Origin of the sequence: Hymenobacter caeli, assembly GCF_013294115.1 — a bacterium.
GTDB lineage: Bacteria > Bacteroidota > Bacteroidia > Cytophagales > Hymenobacteraceae > Hymenobacter > Hymenobacter caeli.
Genome location: NZ_JABSNP010000008.1, coordinates 46,059 through 70,149 on the forward strand (window position 1 = coordinate 46,059; position 24,091 = coordinate 70,149).

Consider the following 24,091-nt stretch of genomic DNA (forward strand, 5'->3'; position numbering starts at 1 on the left):
AGACGGCACCCGGCGCTAGGCCCGCGGGGGGCCCCGCAGGCAGCGCTGCGCCGCCACGGCCTCGGCCCACCCCGACGCCGCGAACGGCGCGCGCAGGCCCACCACGGCCGGGCCCGCCGGCCCGGGCACCGCCACCGGCGCGGCCGGCTGAAACGCTGCGCGGTAGAGCGCTTCTTCGTGGCAGTGCTTGTGCTGGCCGCTCAGCAGGGCATTGCCCTTGGCAACCCCGGCGCGGGCCCGGGGGACTGCCTCGGCGGTGTGGCGGTGCGGGTGCAGGGCCAGCACCCATGCCTCCGGCAGCAGCACCCGCACAAAGCAGAGCAGCAGGAAGACGGCAAGGGTTTGGCGGCGCAGCAGCACGGGCAACACGGGTTAGCAGGCAACGCGGCGGCTTACGAAAGCCGCTCGTCGGAGGTTGCCCAAGGGACAGAAATAGCTAATGCAGCACAATTGCGCGGGTTGCCAGACTGTCATATGAATTATTTATATCAGCAAATCAACACAATCAATGCTTTACTTGTAATTATTAGATGCTGGTTGGCGGTAATTCAAACCAAATTAATTACTATTTGCAACTAAGTTGCGTTTATTATTTTGCCCTCCGCCTGTTGCTTTGCTTTCATTCCTTGCGGCCATGCCCGCCGCTTTGTATTTGCCGTGCCCGATTTTGAACCACACAGGTGGCCCGCCCTAGGCTGGGCCGCCGATTATGGCGGGGCCCCCTGAACGCCGTGCCGTGCGGGTGCGCTGCGCGGCCGGCCCGCTGCTGCTGGCCTGGTGGGGCACCCGCAACCTCAGGGCCGTCGCCGCTCGCTGGGAGTTGGGCTTCCTGGCGTTGAGCAGGGCGCCGGTGGCGGCTGCCGGCCGTCGCCGGCCGGGCTGCGGAGAGCCCTTTTGGGGCCGTTCGGATTGTGGTGGCAGGCCTGTTGGAAGGGCGCTGACTGGGCTGGCAGTTGGTACAGCACGCCGCCTCCGCCGGCCTCATTGTTGCCCACCTCCTCAACCAGCGCCGCTGCCGCCGGCAGGCTTGCGGCTACTAGGCCGGGCAAACTATTTGCGGCGCGGCCGCGTCATGGGTCCCTATGCAGCACCTCTCGGCCTTCCGCGGATTCTTGTTGGCCGCCGCGCTGGCCGGGGGCCCCCGGGAAGCGGCGGCGCAAGCACCCGCCCGGTTGGCGGGCCATTGGCAGGCCCTGCAAATCAGCCTCGTGGCCAACCACGTGGTGTCGCACGCGCTCCAGGAGCGCATGAACGATTCGGCCCTGGCCGTCACCAACTTTGAGTTGCGGCACCACACGCTGGAGCAGGTCGTCGAGTTCCGGGCCGACGGCACCTACCGCTACGCGCAGAAAAGCAAAAGCGCGCCGGCGCGTACCGAAACGGGCACCTACACCGTAGGTAAAAGCGTTGTCGAAGCCCAGAGCCCCGGCGCGGCCGAGGGTTCGTCGTTTGCCCGCTGGCGCATCGTGCGCCTGGGCCGGCGGCAGCTGGTGCTGGAACGGCCCATGTGGGCCGATTCATTGCGCATCGGCCAGCAGGTAGAATTTCGCCGGTGGCCGCCCACCCCTTAGTTTCCCCACCGGCCCCGGTCTCCGGCGCGCCCGCTGCTTACTTTTGCCCCATGCCCCCCGCCGTTGCCCCCGACCGCCTCGCCCAAACCATCGTTCGCCACGGCCTGCGCCAGACGCCCGTGCGCCGCGCCGTGCTGGCCGCCTTGGCGGGCAAGGGCTACGCCCTCACCGGGGCCGAGATTGAGTTGGAGACGGGCCCCGGCACCGACCGCATCACCCTGTACCGCACGCTTAAAAGCTTCGAACAGAGCGGCCTTATCCACCGCGTCATCGACGACTCGGACGTGCTGCGCTACGCGGCCTGCTCCATCGAGTGCAGCGCGGACGCGCATTTCGATAACCACGTGCATTTCAAGTGCGGCGTGTGTGCCCACACGTATTGCCTGAGCCAGGTGGCCATCCCAGCCGTGGCCCTACCCGGCGGCTTCCGGGCCGAGCGGCGCGACTACCTGCTTTCGGGCACGTGCCAGCTGTGCCAGCCCACTCCCTGAGAACCCGGCCACCGGGTAAGCGGCACCATTGGCCGGGTTTTCCGCTTGATTCACCGGCCCCCTAAATCCGAACGTACCGGCACTTTAGTATTTGGGCCCGGCGGTTAAAGCACACAATTTTACCTCCTTTCGAACGTATCATTGCAGCCAGTTGGCCGTTATCACGCCGTTAGGCGTTACTGCCTCTACCCATCATATGATTATCCAAGAAATCAGCGAACTGTTAATTCAACACAGTGCGCCGTTGAGTTTGCTGCGTGTGAGCTGGGCCGCCGGCCGCGATATGAGCCGGTTCCGCAGCACTTTTGAGCGGGTGCTGGAAGTGGCCCGGCGCGTGGCGGCGAGCCGGGTCGTGCTCGAACTGGACGCTTTGCCCGACATTTCGCCTTACGACCAGGCTTGGCTGGCCACCCAGTGGATGCCCCGGGCCGTCGAGCTTCCCCTGGAGCAGGTGGTCATCGTGCTTTCGCCCCGCCGCATCTACAACCACCAAGTGGTGGAAGGCTTGCTGTTTATGGCGCGGCCGTTCATCCATTTCGACGTGCAGTTCTTCTCGCAGTCGATACCCGCCCTGCGCTGGATTAGCGACTATTCGCCCCTCGTGCCCGGCCTGCTCGCCGAGTGGGACGCGGCTTTCGGGCCTGCCGGATTGGCCCCGGGCACCGGCAATGCCGCCGAGCAGCGGGCCAGCTACGGCTATGACCAGGCGTAGCCCTTCGCGCTGACAACCTGGCAGGGCAACTTGTTTACCAGCTCGCCGCCAGGGCCACCGTATGCCCTCTTCTCGGCCACGCTAAAATTCCGGTTTTGCTCCTTGGGCTTTCGGAGCCGCGGGTTGTTCCTTTGGGGTTGCCCACGCTCCCCCAGGGCTCCGTTTTATGCTTTTCCCACTTTTTGATGCCTTGCAGGTGCAGCACGACGCGGGCCTGCGCCTGCTGCGGTTCCAGTGGCTTGATTTGGCCAACCACCGCCTGCGCCCCGCGCTCGAGCGCGGCCTCGAATTGGTGGTGGCCCACCAGCCCACCCACGTATTAGTGGATTTTGAGGGCCTGCCGCCCATTGGCATCAAGGACGAGTTGTGGATGTCGACCTACTGGTTTCCGCGCATTGCGGGCCAGTCGCTGCGGTGCGTGGCCCTGGTGCTGCGGCCCGAGCACCTGCACAACCAGATGACCACCGAGGCCATGTTTTGGGTGGCCCGTCACCTGATGCGCTTCCAGGTGCAGGTGTTCGACGAGGTGCCTGCTGCCCTCGACTGGCTGACGGGCCGCGCCGCGGCCCAGCGCCTGCAGGCCGAGTGGGCCGCCGGCCCGCCCCCCGCCCCGCTGCCAACCTGACAGCGCCCGGCCGCGTGGCGCAGCTTTTGGGGGCGGGCGGGGGTCCCGCCACGCGCGGGCCTTCCCACGCACCCAACCTATTTATCGCCATGCAGGAAACCGGCTCCATCTCCATCCACACCGAGAACATCTTCCCCATCATCAAGAAGTTCTTGTACTCCGACCACGAAATCTTCCTTCGTGAGCTGGTCTCGAACGCCGTTGATGCCACCCAAAAGCTGCAAAGCCTGGCCCGCCAGGGCGAATTTAAGGGCGAGCTGGGCGAACTGAAAGTGCGCGTGACCGTGGACAAAGAAACCCGTAAAATCACGGTTTCGGACCACGGCCTGGGCATGAGCGCCGAAGAAATCAAGAAGTACATCAACCAGATTGCCTTCTCCGGGGCCACCGAGTTTGTGGAGAAGTACAAAGAAACCGATGCTACGGCTAAGGACCAGATTATCGGGCAGTTCGGCCTGGGCTTCTATTCCGCCTTCATGGTGGCCAAGGAAGTAGAGATTTGGTCGCAGTCGTACAAGGAGGACACGCTGACGGCCCACTGGATTTGCGACGGCAGCACCCAGTTCACCCTCGACGAGCCCACCGGCGAGCACGCCAAGGCCGAGCGCGGCACCGACGTGGTGCTGCACGTGGCCGACGACTCGGACGAGTTTTTGGAAGTGGAGCGGCTGCGCACCATCCTCACCAAGTACTGCAAATTTTTGCCGGTGCCCATTGAGCTGGAAGGCCAGCTCATCAACGACACCACGCCCATCTGGACCAAGCAGCCCAGCGAGCTGACCGACGATGACTACCTGAAGTTTTACCAGGAGCTGTACCCGATGTCGATGGACGCGCCGCTGTTCTGGATTCACCTCAACGTGGACTACCCGTTCAACCTGACGGGCATCCTGTACTTCCCGAAGGTGAAGGACGAGCTGCAGTTCCAGCGCAACAAGATTCAGCTGTACTCGCGCCAGGTGTTCATCACCGACGAGGTGAAGGACGTGGTGCCCGAATTCCTGATGCTGCTGCACGGCGTGCTCGACTCGCCCGACATTCCGCTGAACGTGTCGCGCAGCTTCTTGCAGGCCGACGCGGCGGTGCGCAAAATCAACACCTACGTGACGCGCAAGGTGGCCGATAAGTTGAACGACCTGTTCAAAAAAGGCCGCGCCGGCTACGAGGAGAAATGGACTGATATCGGCATGTTCGTGAAGTACGGCATGTTGTCGGATGAGAAGTTTTACGAGCGGGCCAAAGACTTCGTGTTGTTGAAGAATGTGGCTGGCAAACTGTTCACTATCACCGAGTACACCGAGCACATCCAGGCCAATCAGCAGGACAAGGACGGCAATACCGTGGTGCTGTACACCAACGATGCCGAGGCCCAGCACGGCTACGTGGCCGCCGCCCAGGAGCGCGGCTACGACGTGCTGAACCTCGACCAGGTGCTCGACTCGCACTTCATCGGCCAGCTGGAGCAAAAGCTGGAAAAAACCAGCTTCAAGCGCGTGGACGCCGACACCATCGGCAAGCTCATCGAGAAGGACGGCACCACCGAAAGCGTGCTCAGCGAAGACGACCAGACCAAGCTGGCGGAGGCCTTCAAAACGGCCATCCACAACGAGGCCATGCACGTGAAAGTAGCGGCCCTGAGCCCGCAGGACGCGCCGGTGGTCATTACCCAAAACGAGTTCATGCGCCGCATGAAGGACATGCAGCGCACCGGCGGCGGGGGCGGCATGCAGATGTTCGGGGCCTTCCCCGATTCGTTCGACGTGACCGTGAACGCCAACCACCCCCTCGCCCAGCGCGTGCTGGCCGATGGCGAAACCGGCGAGAAGCTGGCCAAGCAAGCCTTCGACCTGGCCTTACTGGCCCAGGGCATGCTGAAAGGCGAGGCCCTTACGGCCTTCGTGAAGCGTAGCACCGAGCTGCTCTAGGGTCGGAAGCCGCGCTTCGCGCTGCACTGTTTTTTGAATGAAGAAAGGCCTGAAGCACGCGTTGCTTCAGGCCTTTCTCTGCTTGAACAGCTCCGTGCTTTGGAGTTGTTCAGAAGGTGGGGAAGTTCAAAATTGAACGTCATGCCGAGCGCAGCCGAGGCATGACGTTCAATTTTGCTAGGTTCTTTTCTTTGAACTACAGCTTGGCGGTGCCCCCGGCCGGCTTGGCCAGGCCCGCCGCCAGCCGGTGAAACTCTTTGGTTGTCAGCACAACTACTTCCGCTTCACTCACCAGCCACAGCCGCTGGTGGTCGTCCACCTGAAGCAAGACGGGGTTGGCCGCACCGGCCGGGGCCGGTACCGGCCGGAGCAGCCGCGCGGGCGCTACTTTATCGGTGGCGGGCGCGTCGAAGCTGGTCAGGCGGTCGGCCGGCTCGTTGGGCAGCAGCAGCAGGCCCATGCCCGTGGCGAACAGGCGGCCCTCGCCGCGCACGCTGGCCACGCCGTACAGCTCGTTGCCGGGCCGGCCCAGGAACCTGACGGTGGGCAGCTCGGCCTCGCCGCGGGTGCCGCCGGCCTCGAACACGCAGATGGCGTCGGACATGACCACCCACAGGTTGCCAGCGTTGTCGGGCAGCAGCTTTTCCACGATGTTGTCGGGGATTTCGCGGTTGCCCACGCCTTCCTCGTTGTAGCGAATCCACTCCGCGCCCCGCTTGCGGTTGAGGCCGACACTGGTGGCCACCCACACCGAGCTGTCGGTCGTGGCCACGCCGCCGTTGATGGACGCCACGCCCAGCTCGGGCGCGAAGGCCCCGTTGGCCCAGCGGAACGCGCCGTAGCCGTTGGCCCCCACCCACAGGGCCCCGCGCAAGTCCCGGAAAACGGCCGTGATGTTGGGCGCGGCTTCGGGCCCGGGCAGCGCCAGCGGGTGGGCCCCAAAGGTGCGCGTGTTCAGGCCCAGCAGGCCCTGGTGGGTGCCGAGCCACAGCACGGTGTCGGCCGCCGCGGCGCACTGAATCGGGGCGCTGCCCCGGTACTTGCGCACAAGTTGCTTGCCTTCGAGGCGGAACACGCTGCGCTGCGTGACCAGGTACGTGGCCTTGCCGGTGCGCAGCAGCGCCACGGGCCGCTCGTGGCCGTCGAGGGCGTAGCGGGGCCGGGGGCCGGCCCACGATGAGGGGTTGGGGGCCAGCAGCGAGCCGCACAGCAACAGGCCGAAAGACCAGCGAAAAAGGGTAGGCATGGGGCTGATTGAACGGCACTTTAGCCGTACCCGCAAAGATAATTGCCGGGTCCGCCGGGAATAGATTATGTTACCATTACCATACTAAATATTGTTTTTCCGATTCATAATGAAGGGGTGATGAAGGGGAAATACCGGGCTAACGGCCGCCGCTGAATTTTGCTACCGGCTCACCCTCATTCCACCAACCACTTATGAACGGTAAATTTTTACTCGCTGGCGGCCTGCTGATTTCCGTTGCCGCCCGGCAGGAAGTACGCGCCCAAGCCGCTTCCACCAACCAGAACGTCATCCTCTACATCGGCGACGGCTTTGGCCTGGCCCCCAAAACGGCCACCCGCATGGCCCTGGGCCAGGGCCGCGACGGCAAGCGCTTCGCCACCGACGCCGGCTTCCAGGTGCTGAACCTGGACAAGATGAAGTACAACGCCACCGTCACCACGCACTCGCTCAACTCGTGGATTACGGACTCGGCCCCCGGGGCCTCGGTGTACGCCTGCGGCAAGGCCGGCAAGCAGGACAACGAGGTGCTGGCCCTGAACCCGGCCAGCGGGGCCCCGCTCGAAACCATTCTGGAAGCCGCCAAAAAGCAGGGCTACGCGGTGGGCCTCGTGAGCACGGCCCGCATCACGCACGCCACACCGGCCGCGTTTGCCAGCCACATCTGGTTCCGCGACCTGGAAGACTACATCTCTGCCCAGTACATCGCCTCCACCGAGGCCCAGTACGAGGCCATTTATAACGCCAGCCCCACGGCGTCTTACCGCTACACCGCCGCCCGCGACTGGGTGCTGCCCGATAAGAAAGTGGGCGTGGAGCTGGACGTGCTGCTCGGCGGCGGGGCCCGCCACTTCATGCCCAACACCCGCACCGTTGCCAGCCCCTACGAGGCCGTGGTGGACCGCACCGGCGCTCCCATCCTGAACGCGGCCGGCACGGCCGTGACCCTCAAGGGCACCCGCGCCGACGACATCGACCTGGTGAAGTACGCCGTGGAGCAGCGCAACTACCAGTACGTGAACAGCCGCGACGCCCTGCTCAACATCGACCTGGCGCAGTACGGCCCCGGCGGCAAGAAGCTGCTCGGCCTCTTCAACGCCTCGCACGTGAACTACGAGCAGGACCGGCAGACGAGCGCCGCCTGGGAGCCCTCGCTGGCCGACATGACGGCGATGGCCATCAAAGTATTGCAGGCCAAAAGCAACGGCAAAGGCTTCTTCCTGATGGTGGAGGCCGGCCGCATCGACCACCTGGAGCACTCCAACACCGGCGGCATCTCGGTGGTGGCCGGCACCAGCGCCGCCAACCAGTACGCCGTGGACGCCGACAAGCCGGCTTACGTGGGCGGCGGCGACGCCGGCGTGGGGGCCACGCCTACTACCGCCCGCACCGCCAACGTGTACGGCTCCGACTACATGATTAAGGAAGTGCTGGCCTTCGACTACGCCGTGGCCGAGGGCCGGGCCCTGCTGGCGACGCCCAGCAGCGGCAAAACTCTGATTTTCAGCACTTCCGACCACGAGTGCGGCGGCTTCGCCGTGACGGGCCTGCACGACGAGGCGGATTTTGCGAAGAACGCCACCAAGATCCGCACCTACGCCGGCCAGATTACCAAGGCCGCCGGGGCCACCGCGGGGGCCGTGCCCACCGGCCTCTCGCGCGGCGACGGCGGGGCCAACGGCTGGTTCCCGGACTACGTGCTGGCCAGCTTCCAGGGCAAAGACTACCCCCAGCCGGCCTCGGCCACGGCCAAGCGCATCGTGGTGGCCTACGCCTCGAACCCGCTCACCAACGGCAACGGGACCAATGTGACCGGGGCGGTGGGCAACCACACCCCGCAGGACATTTGGGTGGCCGCGGAGGATAACACCAACACGCACGCCTCGCAAATCACCGGCCGCGGCCTGCTCGACAATACCTCCCTTACGCCCATCATGGCCGATTTCATGCAGTTGACGATGTTCGCCACCACGCTCAGCGCCCGCCCCGGGGCCCTGCCGGCCGCCACCACGGGCCTGGTGCTCAGCCCGGTGCCGTTTGCCGACCGGTTCCAGGTGGGTTTCACCCTGGTTGCCGCCGGGGCCGTCACGGTGGAGCTGTTCAACGAAATCGGCCAGAAGGTGCAAACCGTGGTGGCCGACAAAGCCTTCGGCACCGGCCCCCACGCCGTGGCCGTGGACGGCTCCCGCCTGAAAACCGGCCTCTACGTGGCCGCCGTCACGGTGAACGGCCAGGTAGTTTCGCAGAAAACCATCAAGCTGTAAGGCAGGACGCTTACCTGCCAACGAGGCCGTCATGCTGAGCTTGCCGAAGCATGACGGCCTCGTTGGATTCTAGTTCGCCTCCAATCCGTAGGAATCTATACCTACTTCACGTTCTTGGCCACCACGAACATTCGGTCCCCGAACCTTCCCGTCAGCTTGTTCAGGTAGTAGGTGGGGTACTGGCCGGCCAGCTTGCTCACCTTCTCTACCACGCTGCCGCCCAGGCGGATGTGCTTCGGGGGTTTCACCGGGTTCAGCAATTCTACCACCTCAAATCCCTCTTTTTTCAGCATTTTGGTGATGGTGTCGGGCGTGAACTCGAAAAGGTGGTAGGGCGGCAGGTCCATCTTGCGCTCCTTGCCCAGGGCCCCGTAGGCGGCGAAGCCCAGGCGCACGGTGGGCAGGTTCAGCACCGAGGGAAGGGCCAGCACCAGCAGCCCGCCGGGCCCCAGGATGCGGTGGAACTTGGCCAGCGTGGCACTCGGCGAGAGCAGGTGCTCCAGCACGTCGCCCATGTAAGCCAGGTCGAACTGGTCGGCGTGGAAATCCTCGGTGGTTTCGATGTTGCCGGTCACCACGGGCAGGTGTAGCTCGCGGCGGGCAAACTCGGCCGCGTGCGCGGATATTTCGAGGCCGTGGGTGGTCCAGCCCAGGGCTTGCAGGCTTTTGAGGGTGTAGCCGGGGCCGCAACCTACTTCGAGGTAGCGGAACGGCCGGCCCGGGTAGCGGGCCAGGATGTAGTCGGTGAACTTGTCGGGCCGGAGTTGATTCAATGCTTCGTTCTTCTGGCCTTCTTCGATGAACTGCACGTCCGGCTGGGTGCGGTCGTAGTTGGGGCGTTCGGTGAAGTACGCCTTGCCGTAGAGCCGCTCCAGCTGGGCCGGGGTGGGCTGGGGGTCGAGGAACATCAAATCGCAGCGGCGGCACCGGGTGCCTTGCAGCCGCTGGCCCTCGAATTCGTAGTAAAACGGCAGCTTCTTAAAATCGGGGCTGCCGCACAAGTCGCAGGTACGCATGGCAATTGCGCGAACTTTGTGGGCCGGGTCGCTGTACATTCACTCGATACAACCACGCGGAGGACGCGAGCCGCAAAGTTCGCGCTACTTCGCTTAATGAACTGCCAACCGCGCGTTGGCCCCCCGCATATGCTTGACGTCCTCGTGATTGGGGCCGGCCCCGTGGGCCTGGCCTGCGCCCTTGAAGCCCAGCGCCGCGGCCTGCAAGTGGCCGTAGTGGAAAAAGGGGCCCTGGTGAACTCCATCGTGGGCTACCCCTACAACATGGAGTTTTTCTCCACGCCCGAGCTGCTCGAAATCGGCGGCTACCCTTTTCCCACCTTCCACTACAAGCCCCTGCGCGAAGACGCCCTGGACTACTACCAGCGCGTGGCCCGCGCCGAAAACCTGGCCCTGCGCCTGCACGAGCGGGTGCTGAGCCTGACCGGCGAGCAAGGCAACTTTGTGGTGACGACTGATAAAGGGCAAATCCCAACCCGCAACGTGGTGGTGGCCACCGGCTTCTACGACCTGCCCAACCCGCTGGGCGTGCCGGGCGAAGACCTGCCCCACGTGAGCCACTACTACCGCGAGCCCTACCAGCACGTGGCGCGGCGCGTGGTGGTCATCGGGGCCAAAAACTCGTCGGCCAAAGCGGCCTTGCAGCTCACCCGCGCCGGGGCCCAGGTCACGCTCCTCGTGCGGGGCCCCGAGGTGAGCGACGCCGTGAAATACTGGATTCGGCCCGACCTGGTGAACCGCATCAAGGAAGGTAAAATCACCGCCCACTTCAACACCACCATCGCCGCCATCCGGCCCGACGCGGTGGAAATTCTGACGCCCGAGGGCCCCCGGGAAGTGCCCACCGATTTCGTGTACGCCCTCACCGGCTACCACCCCGACGAGGCCCTGCTCGGCCGACTCGGCATCGAGCCCGACCCCGCCGACGAGGCCCGCGCGCCCCTCTTCGACCCCGCCACCCACGAAACGACGAATCCCGGCGTGTTCGTGGCCGGTACCGTGTGCGGCGGCCGCGCCACCAGCCGCTGGTTCATCGAAAACGGCCGCCACCACGCCCAGCTCATCGCCGCCTACCTCGCGGCGGGCGTGCCGGCGTAGCCAAGCTACTTTCCGCAGGGCTGCCTCTTGGAGCAGTTGTTCGTTTGATTGCCGGCTCCGCCTGCCGCCGGGCGGTTCCAACGAGCCGCGCCGCAGAGGGACGGCTACTTGCCGGGGGCCCCGCGCCGGTACAGCCCGGCGGGCCCCGCCGGCCGGTACAGCCCGAACACGCCGGGCAGCAGGTGTTGCAGCTGCGGCAGCAAGTGGCTCTGGTCGAGCACGTAGGCCGGCGCATCGGCCCCCACCTGCCGGCCGATGCGCACCACGGCGGCGTACTGGTCGAGGTAGTCGAAGTCGGCCAGGGCCAGGGGCCAGTCGAGGTACGGCGTGGCCGAATAGTTGGTGAGGTAGGCGCGGCGGTCGGGCCCCAGCACGAGCAGGCGCTGGCCGCGCAGGCCGGCCAGGGCGGGATCGGGGCGGGGGGCGAAGGTGCTTTCGGCGGGCAGGCGCAGGGCGGCCGCCAGGCCGGGCACCAGCGGGCGGTAGCGCAGGGCCACCACGGCCCCCACCAGCACCAGAAACAGCACCTCCGGGGCCCAGGCGGGCCGGCTGGCCTGCCAAAGAAACAGCCCGAAGTACGCCAGCGGCGGCAGCAGCAGCACCAGCGCGCCCGGGGCCGTGCCCCGGCCCGCCGCCAGCACGGCCAGCGCCACCAGCAGCCAGCCCACCATCAGCTGCCGGAACTTGGCCTGGAACACGGGGCCCAGCGGCGTGCCCAGCCCGCGCACCACGGCCAGTAGCAGCACCGCCGCCGGCAGGGCCAGCAGCCGCAGCTGCACGGCCAGGGGCAGGCCGTCGGCGGCCCCGGCCCCGAAGCCCTGCCAGCCCGGAGCCAGGTGGAACTGCACGAAGCCCGGCAGGGCCCCCAGGTAGAGGAAGCAGGTGGCCGCCACGGCGTAGGGAAACAGCAGCCCGCACAGCAGCAGCAAAAAGCTACGGAACGCGTTGGCCGCGAAGATGATAACCGCCAGCAGCCCTACCCCCGCGAACAGCACCAGCGGCAGGTAGCACAGCCCCGCCAGCCCAATCAGAAACCCGGCCCGGAACAGGCGGCGGTTGTCGTAGCCCTCGCGCGAGGTGGGCAGCAACGCGCTGCTGCCGAACACGATAAACGTGTGCCCCAGCAGCAGCGGCGACAGCGCGTCGAGGTCGGTGCTCACGCTGCTGAACAGCAGGTAGCCCAGCGCCACCAGGTAGCCCCGGTCGGGAAACACGTCGGCCCGGGCCAGCACGAAGTTCAGCCGCAGGGCCTGGGCCAGCACCAGCCCCAGGGCCAGCGCCCGGTACAGAAACACGGGCCGCGCGCCCACCGCGTCCAGCCCCGCAAAGAAGTACACGGCCAGCGGGGCGGTGCCGTCGTACAGGTCGCGGTAGGGCAGCGCCCCGCCGTGCACCCGCTCGCCCACCAGCAGGGCCCCCAGCTCGCCCGCCGTCACGGGCAGGCCCAGCAGCGCCAGCAGCGGCAGGCGCAGGGCCAGCAGCAGCAGCAGCAGCAGCAGCAGTTGGGCGGGCAGCGAGCTTCTAAAAAAGTGCAGCACGGAAGGAAAGCGGGTAAAAGGAGCCGGACACGGTGGCGGACAAAGGTATTCGCACCCCGCCGGCCGCCGGCCGCCGGCGCAAGCCCGGGCCCGGTGCCGCCGCCCGGGGCTGCTTTTGCACCTTGTTTCAGCGGCGCGTTTCTCCCATTCCCGCCCGGCGTACCTTTGCGGACTATATGGAAAGCAAACGACAGCAAAAAATGGCCAGCCTGCTTCAGCAGGAGCTGGCCGCCGTGTTGCAGCGCGACCTGCCGCACCTGTTCGGCGGTGCCCTGGCCCCGAGCATCAGCCTGGTGAAGGTGACGCCCGATCTGGGCCAGGCCCGCGTGTACCTGAGCCTGCTGCTGGGCAACGACGCCGACGCCCGCCTGGCCCTGGTGCGCGACAGCGGCAAGGAAATCCGCCAGGCCCTGGCCAAGCGCATCCGCAAAACGGCCCGCGTGGTGCCCGAGCTGGTATTTTTCCACGACGACAGCGCCGCCTACGCCGCCCACATGGACGGCATCCTCGGCCAGCTGCACATCCCGCCCGCCCCGCCGGCCACCGAGGGCCCCGACGCGGACGACGCGCCCGCCCGGCCCCGGCTTTTCAAGGGTGAATGAATGAATGGGTGAATGAATTCCGCACCCCACGCTCATTCACCTATTCACCCATTCATTCACCCATTCAATCATTCACCCATTGAACCACCCATTCCCCGTCCTTGTACTACGACCCGATTAAGAAGACGCTCGGCGAGGTGTTCAACCGCACCCCGGGGCTGCGCCGGTTGTTTTACCACTTGCTCGATTTGTTGCTGCTCCGCACCTGGCACGTGCACCGTGAGCTGCGCCAGTGGGCCCGGGGCCGCACCCCGGAACCCCTGGGCATCCTCGACGCGGGGGCCGGCTACGGCCAGTACAGCTACTGGCTGAGCGGCCTGAGCGCCAAATGGCACATCCTGGCCGTGGACGTGAAGGAAGAGCAGGTGGCCGACTCGAACCGCTTTTTTCACCAGATTGGGCGGCCCAACGTGCAGTTTGCCGTGCAGGACCTGGTGCTGTACCAGGAGCCCAACAGCTTCGACCTGGCCCTGGCGGTGGACGTGATGGAGCACATCGTGGAAGACGTGGAAGTATTCCGCAACGTCCACGCCTCGCTGAAGGACGGCGGAATGCTGCTCATCTCCACGCCCAGCGACCAGGGCGGCTCCGACGTGCACGACGACGCCGAAACCAGCTTCATCGAGGAGCACGTGCGCGACGGCTACAACATCCACGAAATCCAGCAGAAGCTGCGCACCGCCGGCTTCGAGCGCATCGAGGCCCGCTACAGCTACGGCGAGCCCGGCCAGGTGTCGTGGCGGCTGAGCATGAAGTACCCCATTTTGATGCTGGGCCAGTCGCGGCTGTTTTTCGTGCTGCTGCCCTTCTATTACGCCGTGGTATTTCCGTTCTGCCTGGTGCTGAACTGGCTCGACGCCCGCACCCCCCACGACTCGGGCACCGGGCTCATTGTGAAGGCCTGGAAGTAGGGGCCCGGTGCTGCCCGGCCGTGTTCTGGCAAATTCGTACCTTGTTGAACCGTTTTTCGCTTCCTCCCGCACCCCCCTTATGGCCGATCCAAACGAATTTCAGCAGTTGATTCAGGTACTGACTACCCGCATGGACCGGCAGGAGAAGCAGCAAGAAGTAACCAACGACCTGCTGTCGCGGATGTTGACGCAGCAGGAGTCTATGTTCGCGCTGCAACAAAACTTCCAGCGCAAGCAGGAAGGATTCAACGAGCGCCAGGAGAAGTTCAACGAGCGCCAGGAGAAGTTCAACGAGCGCCAGGAGAAGTTCAACGAGCGTCAGGAGAAGTTCAACGAGCGCCAGGACCAGTTCAACATCATTTTTCTGGATGAAATCCGGGATATCAAAGCCGACGTGCGCGGCCTGAAGCAGGAGGTGCGCACGCTGCTGGACGTGACCATCAAGCAGCACGACGAGCGCCTCAAGCGCCTGGAAGACTTCATGGACGGCTTCCTGCGCAAAGCCGGCTAACCCCGCCCCGTGAACGTCCCCTTCCTCATTGCCCGGCGCTACTTCCTCTCGAAGAAAAAGCGCAACATCATCTCCATCATCTCCAACATTTCGATGATTGGGGTGGCGGTGGGCACCATGTCGCTCATCATCGTGCTTTCGGTCTTCAACGGGCTCGAAGACCTGGTGCGCACCCTCTACGGCAAGTCCGACCCCAACCTGGTCATCACGGCCACGCGGGGCAAGTCGTTTGCCGTCACGCCCCCGTTTTTGCAGCGCATCCAGGCCGTGCCCGGCGTGGCCCTGCTCACGGAAGTGATTGAGGACAACGCCCTGCTGCAATACCACGACCGCCGGATGGTGGTGAAGATGCGCGGCCTGACGGAGAACTACTTCGGCCAGAGCGGCATCGACGCCAGCATCCGCGAGGGCGACCACCGCCTGTCCTACGACAGCATCAATTTTGCCCTGATTGGGGCCGGCGTGCAGCACGAGCTGAGCATCACGCTCAAAAACGGCCTCTCGCCCCTGCACATGCTGTACCCGCGCAACACCGGCGGCAAAACCCTGAGCATGGACCCCAGCAAGGCCTTCAACGAAGAGACCTTGCAGGCCGGGGGCGTGTTCCTCATCGAACAGCACATGGACGACAGCTACGTGTTTGTGCCCTTGCGCTTTGCCCAACGCCTGCTGGGCTACGGCAACCGCCGCACGGGCCTCTACGTGAAGGTGGGCGACAGCTTCCCGGTGGAACGGGTGAAGCAGGCCCTGCGCACCGAACTGGGCCCCCGCTTCACGGTGCTCGACTCCGACGAGCAGCACGTGAGCCTGCTCAAGGCCATCAAAATCGAGAAGCTGTTCGTGTTCATCACCTTCGCCTTCATCCTGCTCATCGCCTCGCTCAACATCTTCTTCTCGCTCTCGATGCTGGTCATCGACAAGAAAAAAGACATCGCCGTGCTCATGGCAATGGGGGCCACCGAGGAAGCCGTGCGCAAAACTTTTCTGGGCGTGGGGGCCATCGTGGCGCTGGTGGGCGCGGTGGTGGGCCTGGTGCTGGGCGTGGGCATCTGCTGGGCCCAGCAGCGCTTCGGGCTCGTGAGCATGGGCATGGCCACGAGCATCGTCGACGCCTACCCCGTGAAGATGAAGCTCTCCGACATCCTGCTCACCTGCGCGGCCATCGTGCTCATCACCCTGGCTGTGAGCATTCGGCCGGCCCTGAACGCCAGCCGCCTCGTGCTGCGCGACAACCTTTAGGCAGGGCCGTTCCGAAGCTCCGCATTAATATAAAAATAACATTTTTGGGTGATAAAATGCCCGGAATGTGCGGCGGAAATCCGCGTGGGGCCCTAACTTGCGGCTTCGCGTGGCCGCCCATGAAAGTATCTTCTACCGAACCCTTTCAAATCGTTTACTCGCTCTTCGAGCACGAGTTCCTGGGCCACCTGTTCGCGGCCTACCTGGTGCAGCGCGGGCCCAAGGGCCAGCTCACGCTGCTGCACCAAACGGCCTCGGCCCGCAACGCGCCCGAATTTGCCGGGGGCCTCGATGCCGTTGACTTCGAGTTGATTGACCTCTGCGACCAGCTCCAGCAGGAGGCGGTCATCAAGGAGTTCTGGCCCCGGAAGATTGCGGCGGCCGACTTTTTCCTGAAAACGTACAGCCCCGACAAGGGCGACAAGCCCTTGCAGGACGCCATTGGCCGCTACGTGCAAACGCGCATGGCCGCCGTGCTGGCCCGCCTGCACGGCAAGCGCGTGTTCATCATGGGGCGCGACGGCGAGCCCACCTGGCGCGAGATTGCGCTGGCCCCGGTGCCGGCCTCGGTGCTGTTCCACTTCCGGCGCAACGACGACGGCACCCACTACTTCCCCACCATCCAGTACCAGAACCAAAAGCTGGACTTCCAGTACAAAGGGGCCCTGCTGGTGTGCCAGCAGCCGGCCTGGCTGCTGCTCGACGGCGTGCTGTACTCGTTCCGCAACGAGGTGGACGGCCGCAAGCTGCAACCGTTTCTCAACAAGAAATTCATCGTGGTGCCCCGGCAGGTGGAGGCCAGCTACTTCCAGAAGTTCGTGGCCCCGCTCATGGAGGCGTTCGATGTGCACGCCCGCGGCGTGGGCTTCGCCGTCGTCACGGACCGCTACCGGGCGCGGCCCCGGCTCACGTTCAGCGACGTGCCGCCCGCGCCGGCCGCCGCCGAGGGCCCCGAGCGGCCGGTGGGCCCCCCGCGCCGGGGCCGCGTGCCGCAGCCCAAGCCCGCCGCCGCGCCCAGCCCCGACCGCCTGTACTTCGACCTGGGCTTCCGCTACGGCGAGGCCCTGGTGCCCTTCGACCCCGGCAAGCGCGTGAGCGTGCGCCTGGAGCAGGACGCCGACAGCTACACCTTCCACCGCCTGCTGCGCAGCACCGACGACGAGCGGGCCGCCGTGGCCGCGCTGGCCGCCCGGGGCCTGGCCCTGCCCGAGGGCCGCACCGCCCTCGACCGGGTGGCGGCCTTCCAGTGGCTGCACGACCACGCCGAGGCGCTGGCCGCCGAGGGCTTCGCCGTGGAGCCCGCCGCCGGGGCCAGCCAGCCCTATTTCCTGGGGCCGGTGCGCGTCGAGCTGGGCATCCAGGAAGCCGGCGACTGGTTCGACGTGCGCGGCACGGTGTACTTCGGCGACACGGCGGTGCCGTTCATCCGGCTGCGGGGGCACATTTTGCAGCGCCGCCGCGAATTCCGGCTGCCCAACGGCCAGGTGGCCATCATCCCCGAAGCGTGGTTCACCGACTACCTGGAGCTGTTCGCCTTCGCCGAGGAAAAAGACGACACCCTGGCCCTGCGCCGCCACCACCTCGCGCTGGTGGCCGACCTGCAAAGCAACGAGCTGGCCACCGTGACCATGGGCCGCAAGCTGGAGAAGCTGCGCGACTTTGCCACCGTGGAAGACCACCCGCTGCCCGCCGGCTTCCGCGGCGAGCTGCGCCCCTACCAGAAGGCCGGCTACAACTGGCTGCGCTTCGTGCAGGACTACCACTTCGGCGGCTGCCTGGCCGACGACATGGGGCTCGGCAAGGCCCAGCCGCTGCACGCCAACGTACTGACGCCCAACGGCTGGCAGCAAATGGGAGCCCTGCGCATAGGCGATGCCGTCGTTAATTCCCAGGGCCGGGCCTCTACCGTCACGGGGATATTTCCGCAGGGTGCAAAAGAAATTTTTCGGGTCACGTTCACCGATGATTCTACCGCCGAATGCTGCGCCGACCACTTGTGGGCGGTGCAAAGCGCCGTGCAGAAGTACCGCGGCCAGGCCTACGCGGCGAAGCCGCTGCACGAGCTGATGGGCGACCTGCACGACCGGCACGGCAACACAAAATGGTTCATCCCGCTGGTGCAGCCTGTGGCACTGGCCGCGCAGCCCGTGCCCGTGGACGCCTACTTCCTGGGCCTGCTGCTCGGCGATGGTTATTTTCGCCAGCACAGCATCCGGCTCTCAACGGGCGACGCGGAAATTGTGAACTACGTGGCCCAGGAGCTGCCGCCCAGCCTCGCCATGCGCCGGCAGGGCGAAACCTGCGACTACACATTCGTTGGAAGCGCCGCGGGCGTGGCCAACGGGCTGATGCGGAACATTAAAGCGCTGGGATTGAAGGGCAAGGGCTCGAAAGACAAGTTTGTTCCCGAGGTATATCTGTGCAACGACGCGGCCACGCGCTTGGCCGTGCTGCAAGGGCTGATGGACTCCGACGGCTACGTGTCGGCCACTGGCGACGTGTGCCAGTTCACGTCCATTTCGCCCGCGCTGGTGGCGGGGGTCACCTTCCTAACGCAGTCGCTGGGCGGCACCGCGCGGCAGTCGAGCAAAACGCCCACGCCCACGCACCGGGGCGAGCGGCGCACCGGGCAGCTCGCCTACACGCTCACGCTGAGCCTGCCGCCGCAGGTGCAGCCGTTCCGGCTGGCCCGCAAAGCGGCGCTGTACCGGCCCAAAACTAAATACCGGCCCTACCGCGGCATCAAGGCCATTGAGCGGGTGGGCACGATGCCCGCGCAGTGCATCGCCGTGGATGCCCCCGACCACTTGTACGTGACGGATAACTTTATTCTCACGCACAACACCATCCAGGCGCTGGCCATGCTCCAGCAGCGGGCCGAAAGCGGGGCGGCGCAGGGCGCAGCGTCGCTGCTGGCCCTGCCTACCTCGCTGGTGTACAATTGGTTGAACGAGGCCAAGAAGTTTACGCCCGGGCTGCGGCTGCTGGTGTACACGGGCACCTACCGCACCAAGGACGTGGGCCAGTTCGCCGACTACGACGTGGTGCTGACCAGCTACGGCATCGTGCGGCTCGATGCCGAATTGCTGGCCAGCTACCGCTTCGACTACGTGATTCTGGACGAGTCGCAGGCCATTAAAAACCCGTCGAGCACCACTTCGCAGGCCGTGCGGCAGCTGCGCTCCCGGCACCGCCTCATCCTCACGGGCACACCGGTCGAGAACAGCACGATGGATTTGTGGTCGCAGATGTCGTTCATCAACCCCGGGCTGCTGGGCACGCAGGCGTTTTTCCGCAAGGAATTCCTCAAGCCCATCGAGCAAAACCGCGACGAGGGCCGCACCCGCCGCCTGCACGCCCTCATCAAGCCGTTCATCCTGCGCCGCCACAAAGAACAAGTAGCCAAGGAATTGCCGGCCAAAACCGAGCAGCTCAGCTACTGCGAGATGACGCCCGAGCAGGCCCAGGCCTACGAGGAAGCGAAGAGTTTCTACCGCAATAAAATTCTGAAAAACCTCGACGAGCACGGGGCGGCCAGCACGCAGTTTCTGCTGCTCCAGGGCCTCACGCGCCTGCGCCAGATGGCCAACCACCCCCACCTGGCCGACGCCACCTACGCCCACGAGTCGGGCAAGCTGCGCGAGGTACTGCGCATGGTGCGCAACGTAGTGGCCGAAGGCCACAAGGTATTGGTGTTTAGCCAGTTTGTGCAGCACCTGGCCCTGGTGCGCGCCGCCCTGGACGAGCGCCAGCTGCCCTACGCCTACCTCGACGGCAACACCCGCGACCGGGCCGGCGAGGTGGCCCGCTTCCAGGAAACCGACGCGCTGCAAATCTTCCTCATCAGCCTCAAGGCCGGCGGCGTGGGCCTCAACCTCACCGCCGCCGACTACGTGTTCCTGCTCGACCCGTGGTGGAACCCGGCCGTGGAAGCGCAGGCCGTGGACCGCGCCCACCGCATCGGCCAGCAGCGGCCGGTGTTCGTGTACAAGTTCATCACCCAGCACACGGTGGAGGAGAAAATCCTGGCCCTGCAACAGCGCAAGCTCAACCTGGTCAGCGAGTTGATTGCCACCGACGAGGCCGTTATCAAGACCCTGACCCGGGCCGATATCGAGGAGCTGCTGGGGTAGCGTATTCCTCGGTGAACCCTGGGCCCCACCGGCGGTTGCTATGCCTCTTGGGGGCCCGCCGGGCCCACTGCCCGTATGCTTTCCGAACCCACATACCTGGCCGCCCGCATGGTGGCCCCCGCCCTCGAAACCCATTTTGCCCAGCACCTGGCCCTGGCCCGGCGGTTGGGGGCCGCGCTGGCCCCGGTGCCGCCGGCCGCCCTCATGGAAGCCGTGATTGACGTGGCGTTCTGGGCCAGCCTGCGCCGCGAGGAGGGGCGGCCGCCGCGCATCTCACTGGCGCTGCTGCCGCCCACCGAGGCCGCGGGGCCCCTGGTGTTCGGGCACCGGCCGCGCCTCACGCCGCAGGCCCTCATTAAGCTGGCCCCGGCCGTGGAGCACCCCGGCGTGCACCTGGGCGTGTGGCACGACGCCGACGGCCTGTACCTGTGGGGGGCCGCCACGCGCATTCCGCCGGTGTGCTTCGTGCTGGAAGTAGTGGAGCCCGGCTTGCTCGTGGCCAAGCACCGCCGGGCCGACGGCATCGGCAAGTTCGTGAACGTGGCCGTGCTGCGGGGCGACCAGGTGCGCATCGTGGACGAGGAAAACGCCGGGCTGGCCGACTACCCGGCGCTGCGCGCCTCGCTGCCCGGCATTCCCGCCCCGGCCGGCGCGGGCCTGGCCGTGGACGTGCTCGTGGAGCTGGCCGCCGCCATGCGGGCCCACGGGCGCGGCGGGCTGGTGCTGGTGGTGCCGCCCGGCTCCGACCGCTGGCCGGCCTCCATCGTGCAGCCGATGAGCTACGCCGTGGGCCCGGCCTACCTCGGGGTGGCGGACGCGCTGGGCCTGCCCGCGCCCGAAGGCCCCGAAGCGGTGCTGCGGGCCATCGAAATCGTGGGCGGCTTCACGGCCGTGGACGGGGCCACCGTCATCACCCAGCACTACGAGCTGCTGGCCTTCGGGGCCAAGGTGACGCGGGCGGCGCACAGCACGCCCGTCGAGCAGCTCATCGTGACCGAGCCCGTGCTGGGCAGCACCGCCGTGCGCACCCACCCCGCCCAAAACGGCGGCACCCGCCACCTGGCCGCTGCCCAGTTCGTGCACGACCAGCGCGACGCCCTGGCCCTGGTGGCCTCGCAGGACGGCAATTTCACCGTCTTCACCTGGTCGGAAGGCTTGAACCTGGTCCACGCCCACCGCATCGACGTACTGCTGCTCTGAAAAGCCGCGCTGCGGCGGGGGCCAATGCCCCAGCGCCGCTTCCAACCGCCGCCTGGGCACGTAGCCGCTGCCGTGCCGCCAACTAAACCGGGGCCCCGGCGTAAGCCGGGGTATGCGCGTTATTCTTCGTACTGCCGTGGGCCAGGGCCCCGCCCAGGTAATGGCGGGCTTCACCCGCGAGTTATTTTTGGCGCTGGCCCCGCCCTTCCCGAAGCTGCGGCTGGTGCGCTACGACGGCAGCCGCACCGGCGACGTGGTGGAAATTGAGTTGAACACGGGCATCAAAAAGCTGCCCTGGACCTCCCTCATCACCGACGACGGCGTGCTGCCCGACGGCACCCACTACTTCGTGGACGAGGGCCAGCGGCTGCCCCCGCCGCTGCGCTACTGGCAGCACCGCCACCTCATCGAGCCGGGCCCCCGGGGCGGCAGCGTCATCGTGGATAACCTGGAGTACCGCACCGCTTTCAGGGCCCTGGATGTGCTGATTTACCCGGCCATGTGGGCGCAGTTTGCCTGGCGCAAGCCCATCTACCGGCGCTGGTTCCGGTAGCTCAGCCGGCGGCCGGCAGGTCCAGCACCATCCGCACGTCGCCGCGCTGGTAGGGCGAGGGCAGCAGCGGGGCGTGCTGGAAACCAAGCTTTTCGTAGAGCGCCAGGGCCGGCACCAGCGTCGAATTGGACACCAGCTCGACGCGGTGCGCGCCCAGTTGCCGGGCTTTTTGCAGCATGCCCTGCCCCAGGGCCCAGCCGATGCCCAGGCCCTGGGCGGCGGGCGCCACGGCCATTTTCGCCAGCTCGTACACGCCCTCGTGCTCCTTGATGAGCGCGCAGGTGCCCACGATTTCGCCCTCGTACGCGGCCATCAGGATGTGGCCGCCCGGGTCCAGCACGTAGCGCTGCGGGTCGTCGAGCACCTGGTGGTCGGGCGCTTCCAGGGTGAAGTAGCGCGAAATCCAGGCGTGGTTCAGGGCCCGGAACGCGGGCTGGTGGGCGGGCTCGAAGTCGATGAGGGCAACGCTGGCGGGCATGGCGAAGGGCAAAAACGGTGAAACCAGGGGCGGAAAGCGCCGCCGCGAAGTTGGCACAGGCCAGGCCGTAACTTTACGGGCCTATGCTAACTCCTGCCACTATTGTCCTCAAAAACGGAAAAGACCACAGTTTGCGCCGCCGCCACCCGTGGGTATTTTCGGGGGCCATCGGCCGCTTCCGGGGTGAGGCGGGCGAGGGCGACGCCGTGCGCGTAGAAGCCGCCGACGGCGAGCTGCTGGGCGTGGGCCACTTCTCGGGCGGCGGCTCCATTGCCGTGCGCATGCTCGATTTTGGGCCCGAAGCCGCGCTGCCCACGCCCGATTTTTGGGTGCGTAAGCTGGGCAATGCCTACCAGCTGCGCCAGCGCCTGGCCCTCACCGGCGCGGCCGGCACCAATGTGTTTCGGCTGGTGCACGCCGAAGGCGACGGCCTGCCCGGCCTCATCATCGACGTGTACGGCGACGTGGCCGTGGTGCAGGCCCACAGCGTGGGCATGTACCGCGCCCGCCCCGACATCGCGGGGGCCCTGCAAACCGTGTTTGGCGACAAGCTGCGCGCCATCTTCGACAAAAGCGCCGAAACCGTGCCCGGCAACGCCGTGCCGGAGGCGAAAAACGGCTACCTGTTCGGCGAAAGCACCGGCACCGAGCACCTCGTGACCGAGAACGGCCACCAGTTTGCCATCGACTGGGAGACGGGCCAGAAAACCGGCTTCTTCATCGACCAGCGCGACAACCGGGCCCTGCTGGCCCGCTACGCCACCGGCCGCCGCGTACTCAACACGTTCTGCTACACGGGCGGCTTCTCGGTGTACGCGCTGGCTGCCGGGGCCGAGGTGGTGCACTCCGTCGACTCCAGCAAGAAGGCCATTGCCCTCACCGAGCGCAACGCCGCCCTGGCCCCCCACGCCGACCGCCACGCCGCCTACGCCGACGACGTGCTCGGCTTCCTCAAAAACCACCCCGCCGAATACGACCTGCTCGTGCTCGACCCGCCGGCCTTCGCCAAGCACATGGGGGCCCGGCACGCCGCCCTCATGGGCTACAAGCGCCTCAACGCCGCGGGCATCGCGCACCTGGCGCCGGGCGGGCTGCTCTTCACGTTCAGCTGCTCGCAGGTGGTTAGCCCCGAGTTGTTTGAAGGGGCCGTGCTGGCCGCCGCCATCGAAGCCGGCCGCCCTGCCCGCATCCTGCACCGCCTCACCCAGCCCGCCGACCACCCCGTCAGCCTATTCCACCCCGAAGGCGCGTACCTGAAAGGGCTGGTGCTGGCCGTTGAGTAGGGCCCCGGTTTGCTTTGGTGTGCTATTCATATGATTGCAACTAAGCTGGGGCCCCAAAATAGCAGTTTTGCCAGCCCCAGCGGGGCGGCCCATCGGTAGAAAATCCGGTTCCTATCCAGCCAAAGCCCCAGCGGGGCGACCCAAGCCGCTTGCGACATGGCCAACACCTACACCCAAATTCACCTGCACGTGGTGTTTGCGGTAAAATATCGGGCCAGCTGCATTCCGGCGGCCCATGCGGCCCGGCTCTACCGCTATACGACGGGAATCGTCACTGCGCACGGCCAAAAATTGCTGGCCATTAATGGGATGCCCGACCACCTCCACTTGCTTATCGGCCTGCGCCCCGACATGGCGCTATCGGACTTGATGCGGGACGTGAAAGCATCGTCGGCAAAATTCATCAACGAGCAAAACTGGCTGCCCGGAAAGTTTGCCTGGCAAGAGGGATTCGGCGCTTTTTCCTACTCCGCTTCTCAGTTGCCTACTGTAATCACGTATATCGAGCGGCAGAAGGAGCACCACGCTAAACGTGGTTTTTTGGACGAATACCGATCGTTCCTAAAAAAATTTACGGTGCCGTTTGAAGACAAATACCTGTTCCAGGAGTTGGAAGAAAGGTTGGATTAGCCAGCCGGTTGGGTCGCCCCGCTGGGGCTTTGGCTGGATAGGAACCGGATTTTCTACCGATGGGC

General features: G+C 66.0%; 21 protein-coding genes. 16 read left to right on the forward strand and 5 right to left on the reverse strand.

What is annotated here, in order from left to right; all coding sequences use genetic code 11:
• Positions 1 to 15 precede the first annotated feature (15 nt).
• A complete protein-coding gene (locus tag HNP98_RS09960) occupies positions 16 to 369 on the reverse strand; it encodes a hypothetical protein (protein WP_173809925.1) in 354 nt (117 codons plus the stop codon).
• 713 nt (positions 370 to 1,082) lie between these two features.
• Here HNP98_RS09960 and HNP98_RS09965 point away from each other — a divergent pair.
• The 5 genes from HNP98_RS09965 (at position 1,083) to htpG (ending at position 5,324) form a co-directional block, all read left to right on the forward strand.
• Entirely contained in the window at positions 1,083 to 1,571 is a 489-nt protein-coding gene (locus HNP98_RS09965; RefSeq protein ID WP_173809926.1) for a hypothetical protein, read from the forward strand.
• Positions 1,572 to 1,621: 50 nt separating this feature from the next.
• On the forward strand, positions 1,622 to 2,062 hold the full coding sequence (locus HNP98_RS09970) for a Fur family transcriptional regulator (protein ID WP_173809927.1): 441 nt from the start codon (positions 1,622 to 1,624) through the stop codon (positions 2,060 to 2,062).
• A gap of 244 nt (positions 2,063 to 2,306) precedes the next feature.
• Entirely contained in the window at positions 2,307 to 2,774 is a 468-nt protein-coding gene (locus HNP98_RS09975) for a hypothetical protein (RefSeq protein WP_173809928.1), read from the forward strand.
• A gap of 166 nt (positions 2,775 to 2,940) precedes the next feature.
• Entirely contained in the window at positions 2,941 to 3,399 is a 459-nt protein-coding gene (locus HNP98_RS09980; protein WP_173809929.1) for an STAS/SEC14 domain-containing protein, read from the forward strand.
• Between the two features lie 89 nt (positions 3,400 to 3,488).
• The gene (gene htpG, locus HNP98_RS09985; RefSeq protein WP_173809930.1) at positions 3,489 to 5,324 is read left to right on the forward strand and encodes a molecular chaperone HtpG; all 1,836 of its coding nucleotides are present in this window, start codon (positions 3,489 to 3,491) and stop codon (positions 5,322 to 5,324) included.
• Positions 5,325 to 5,520: 196 nt separating this feature from the next.
• Here the strand turns inward: htpG and HNP98_RS09990 are convergent, their stop codons facing one another.
• The gene (locus tag HNP98_RS09990; protein WP_173809931.1) at positions 5,521 to 6,570 is read right to left on the reverse strand and encodes a hypothetical protein; all 1,050 of its coding nucleotides are present in this window, start codon (positions 6,568 to 6,570) and stop codon (positions 5,521 to 5,523) included.
• A 194-nt stretch (positions 6,571 to 6,764) separates the two neighbouring features.
• On the opposite strand from HNP98_RS09990, the gene HNP98_RS22330 reads away from it, so the two are divergent.
• Positions 6,765 to 8,834, forward strand: a complete 2,070-nt coding sequence (locus HNP98_RS22330) for an alkaline phosphatase (protein ID WP_173809932.1) — start codon at positions 6,765 to 6,767, stop codon at positions 8,832 to 8,834.
• 101 nt (positions 8,835 to 8,935) lie between these two features.
• Here the strand turns inward: HNP98_RS22330 and HNP98_RS10000 are convergent, their stop codons facing one another.
• Positions 8,936 to 9,850, reverse strand: a complete 915-nt coding sequence (locus HNP98_RS10000) for a class I SAM-dependent methyltransferase (RefSeq protein ID WP_173809933.1) — start codon at positions 9,848 to 9,850, stop codon at positions 8,936 to 8,938.
• 129 nt (positions 9,851 to 9,979) lie between these two features.
• Here HNP98_RS10000 and HNP98_RS10005 point away from each other — a divergent pair, with 129 nt between their 5' ends.
• A complete protein-coding gene (locus HNP98_RS10005; RefSeq protein WP_173809934.1) occupies positions 9,980 to 10,948 on the forward strand; it encodes a YpdA family putative bacillithiol disulfide reductase in 969 nt (322 codons plus the stop codon).
• Positions 10,949 to 11,052: 104 nt separating this feature from the next.
• Here the strand turns inward: HNP98_RS10005 and HNP98_RS10010 are convergent, their stop codons facing one another.
• On the reverse strand, positions 11,053 to 12,486 hold the full coding sequence (locus HNP98_RS10010) for a hypothetical protein (RefSeq protein ID WP_173809935.1): 1,434 nt from the start codon (positions 12,484 to 12,486) through the stop codon (positions 11,053 to 11,055).
• Between the two features lie 176 nt (positions 12,487 to 12,662).
• Here HNP98_RS10010 and HNP98_RS10015 point away from each other — a divergent pair, with 176 nt between their 5' ends.
• From HNP98_RS10015 to HNP98_RS10045, 7 genes are all read left to right on the forward strand, one after another.
• On the forward strand, positions 12,663 to 13,088 hold the full coding sequence (locus tag HNP98_RS10015; RefSeq protein ID WP_173809936.1) for a ribosome-binding factor A: 426 nt from the start codon (positions 12,663 to 12,665) through the stop codon (positions 13,086 to 13,088).
• A 101-nt stretch (positions 13,089 to 13,189) separates the two neighbouring features.
• Positions 13,190 to 13,999: a class I SAM-dependent methyltransferase gene (locus tag HNP98_RS10020; RefSeq protein WP_173809937.1), complete on the forward strand. Its 810-nt coding sequence runs from the start codon at positions 13,190 to 13,192 to the stop codon at positions 13,997 to 13,999.
• A gap of 79 nt (positions 14,000 to 14,078) precedes the next feature.
• Positions 14,079 to 14,510, forward strand: a complete 432-nt coding sequence (locus HNP98_RS10025; RefSeq protein ID WP_173809938.1) for a hypothetical protein — start codon at positions 14,079 to 14,081, stop codon at positions 14,508 to 14,510.
• A gap of 9 nt (positions 14,511 to 14,519) precedes the next feature.
• Complete coding sequence (locus tag HNP98_RS10030) at positions 14,520 to 15,749, forward strand: ABC transporter permease (protein ID WP_173809939.1); 1,230 nt, start codon at positions 14,520 to 14,522, stop codon at positions 15,747 to 15,749.
• A gap of 119 nt (positions 15,750 to 15,868) precedes the next feature.
• Entirely contained in the window at positions 15,869 to 19,882 is a 4,014-nt protein-coding gene (locus HNP98_RS22450; protein ID WP_173809940.1) for an SNF2-related protein, read from the forward strand.
• 75 nt (positions 19,883 to 19,957) lie between these two features.
• A complete protein-coding gene (locus HNP98_RS10040; RefSeq protein WP_173809941.1) occupies positions 19,958 to 21,082 on the forward strand; it encodes a putative sensor domain DACNV-containing protein in 1,125 nt (374 codons plus the stop codon).
• Between the two features lie 112 nt (positions 21,083 to 21,194).
• Positions 21,195 to 21,635 carry an SRPBCC family protein gene (locus HNP98_RS10045; protein ID WP_173809942.1) on the forward strand — a complete coding sequence of 147 codons (441 nt, stop codon included), beginning with the start codon at positions 21,195 to 21,197 and terminating at the stop codon, positions 21,633 to 21,635.
• Between the two features lies 1 nt (position 21,636).
• On the opposite strand, the gene HNP98_RS10050 is transcribed toward HNP98_RS10045, so the two are convergent.
• Entirely contained in the window at positions 21,637 to 22,113 is a 477-nt protein-coding gene (locus HNP98_RS10050) for a GNAT family N-acetyltransferase (RefSeq protein ID WP_173809943.1), read from the reverse strand.
• A gap of 83 nt (positions 22,114 to 22,196) precedes the next feature.
• Here HNP98_RS10050 and HNP98_RS10055 point away from each other — a divergent pair, with 83 nt between their 5' ends.
• Positions 22,197 to 23,396: a class I SAM-dependent rRNA methyltransferase gene (locus HNP98_RS10055; RefSeq protein ID WP_173809944.1), complete on the forward strand. Its 1,200-nt coding sequence runs from the start codon at positions 22,197 to 22,199 to the stop codon at positions 23,394 to 23,396.
• 156 nt (positions 23,397 to 23,552) lie between these two features.
• A complete protein-coding gene (gene tnpA / locus HNP98_RS10060) occupies positions 23,553 to 24,026 on the forward strand; it encodes an IS200/IS605 family transposase (RefSeq protein ID WP_173809945.1) in 474 nt (157 codons plus the stop codon).
• The last annotated feature ends 65 nt before the right edge of the window (positions 24,027 to 24,091 follow it).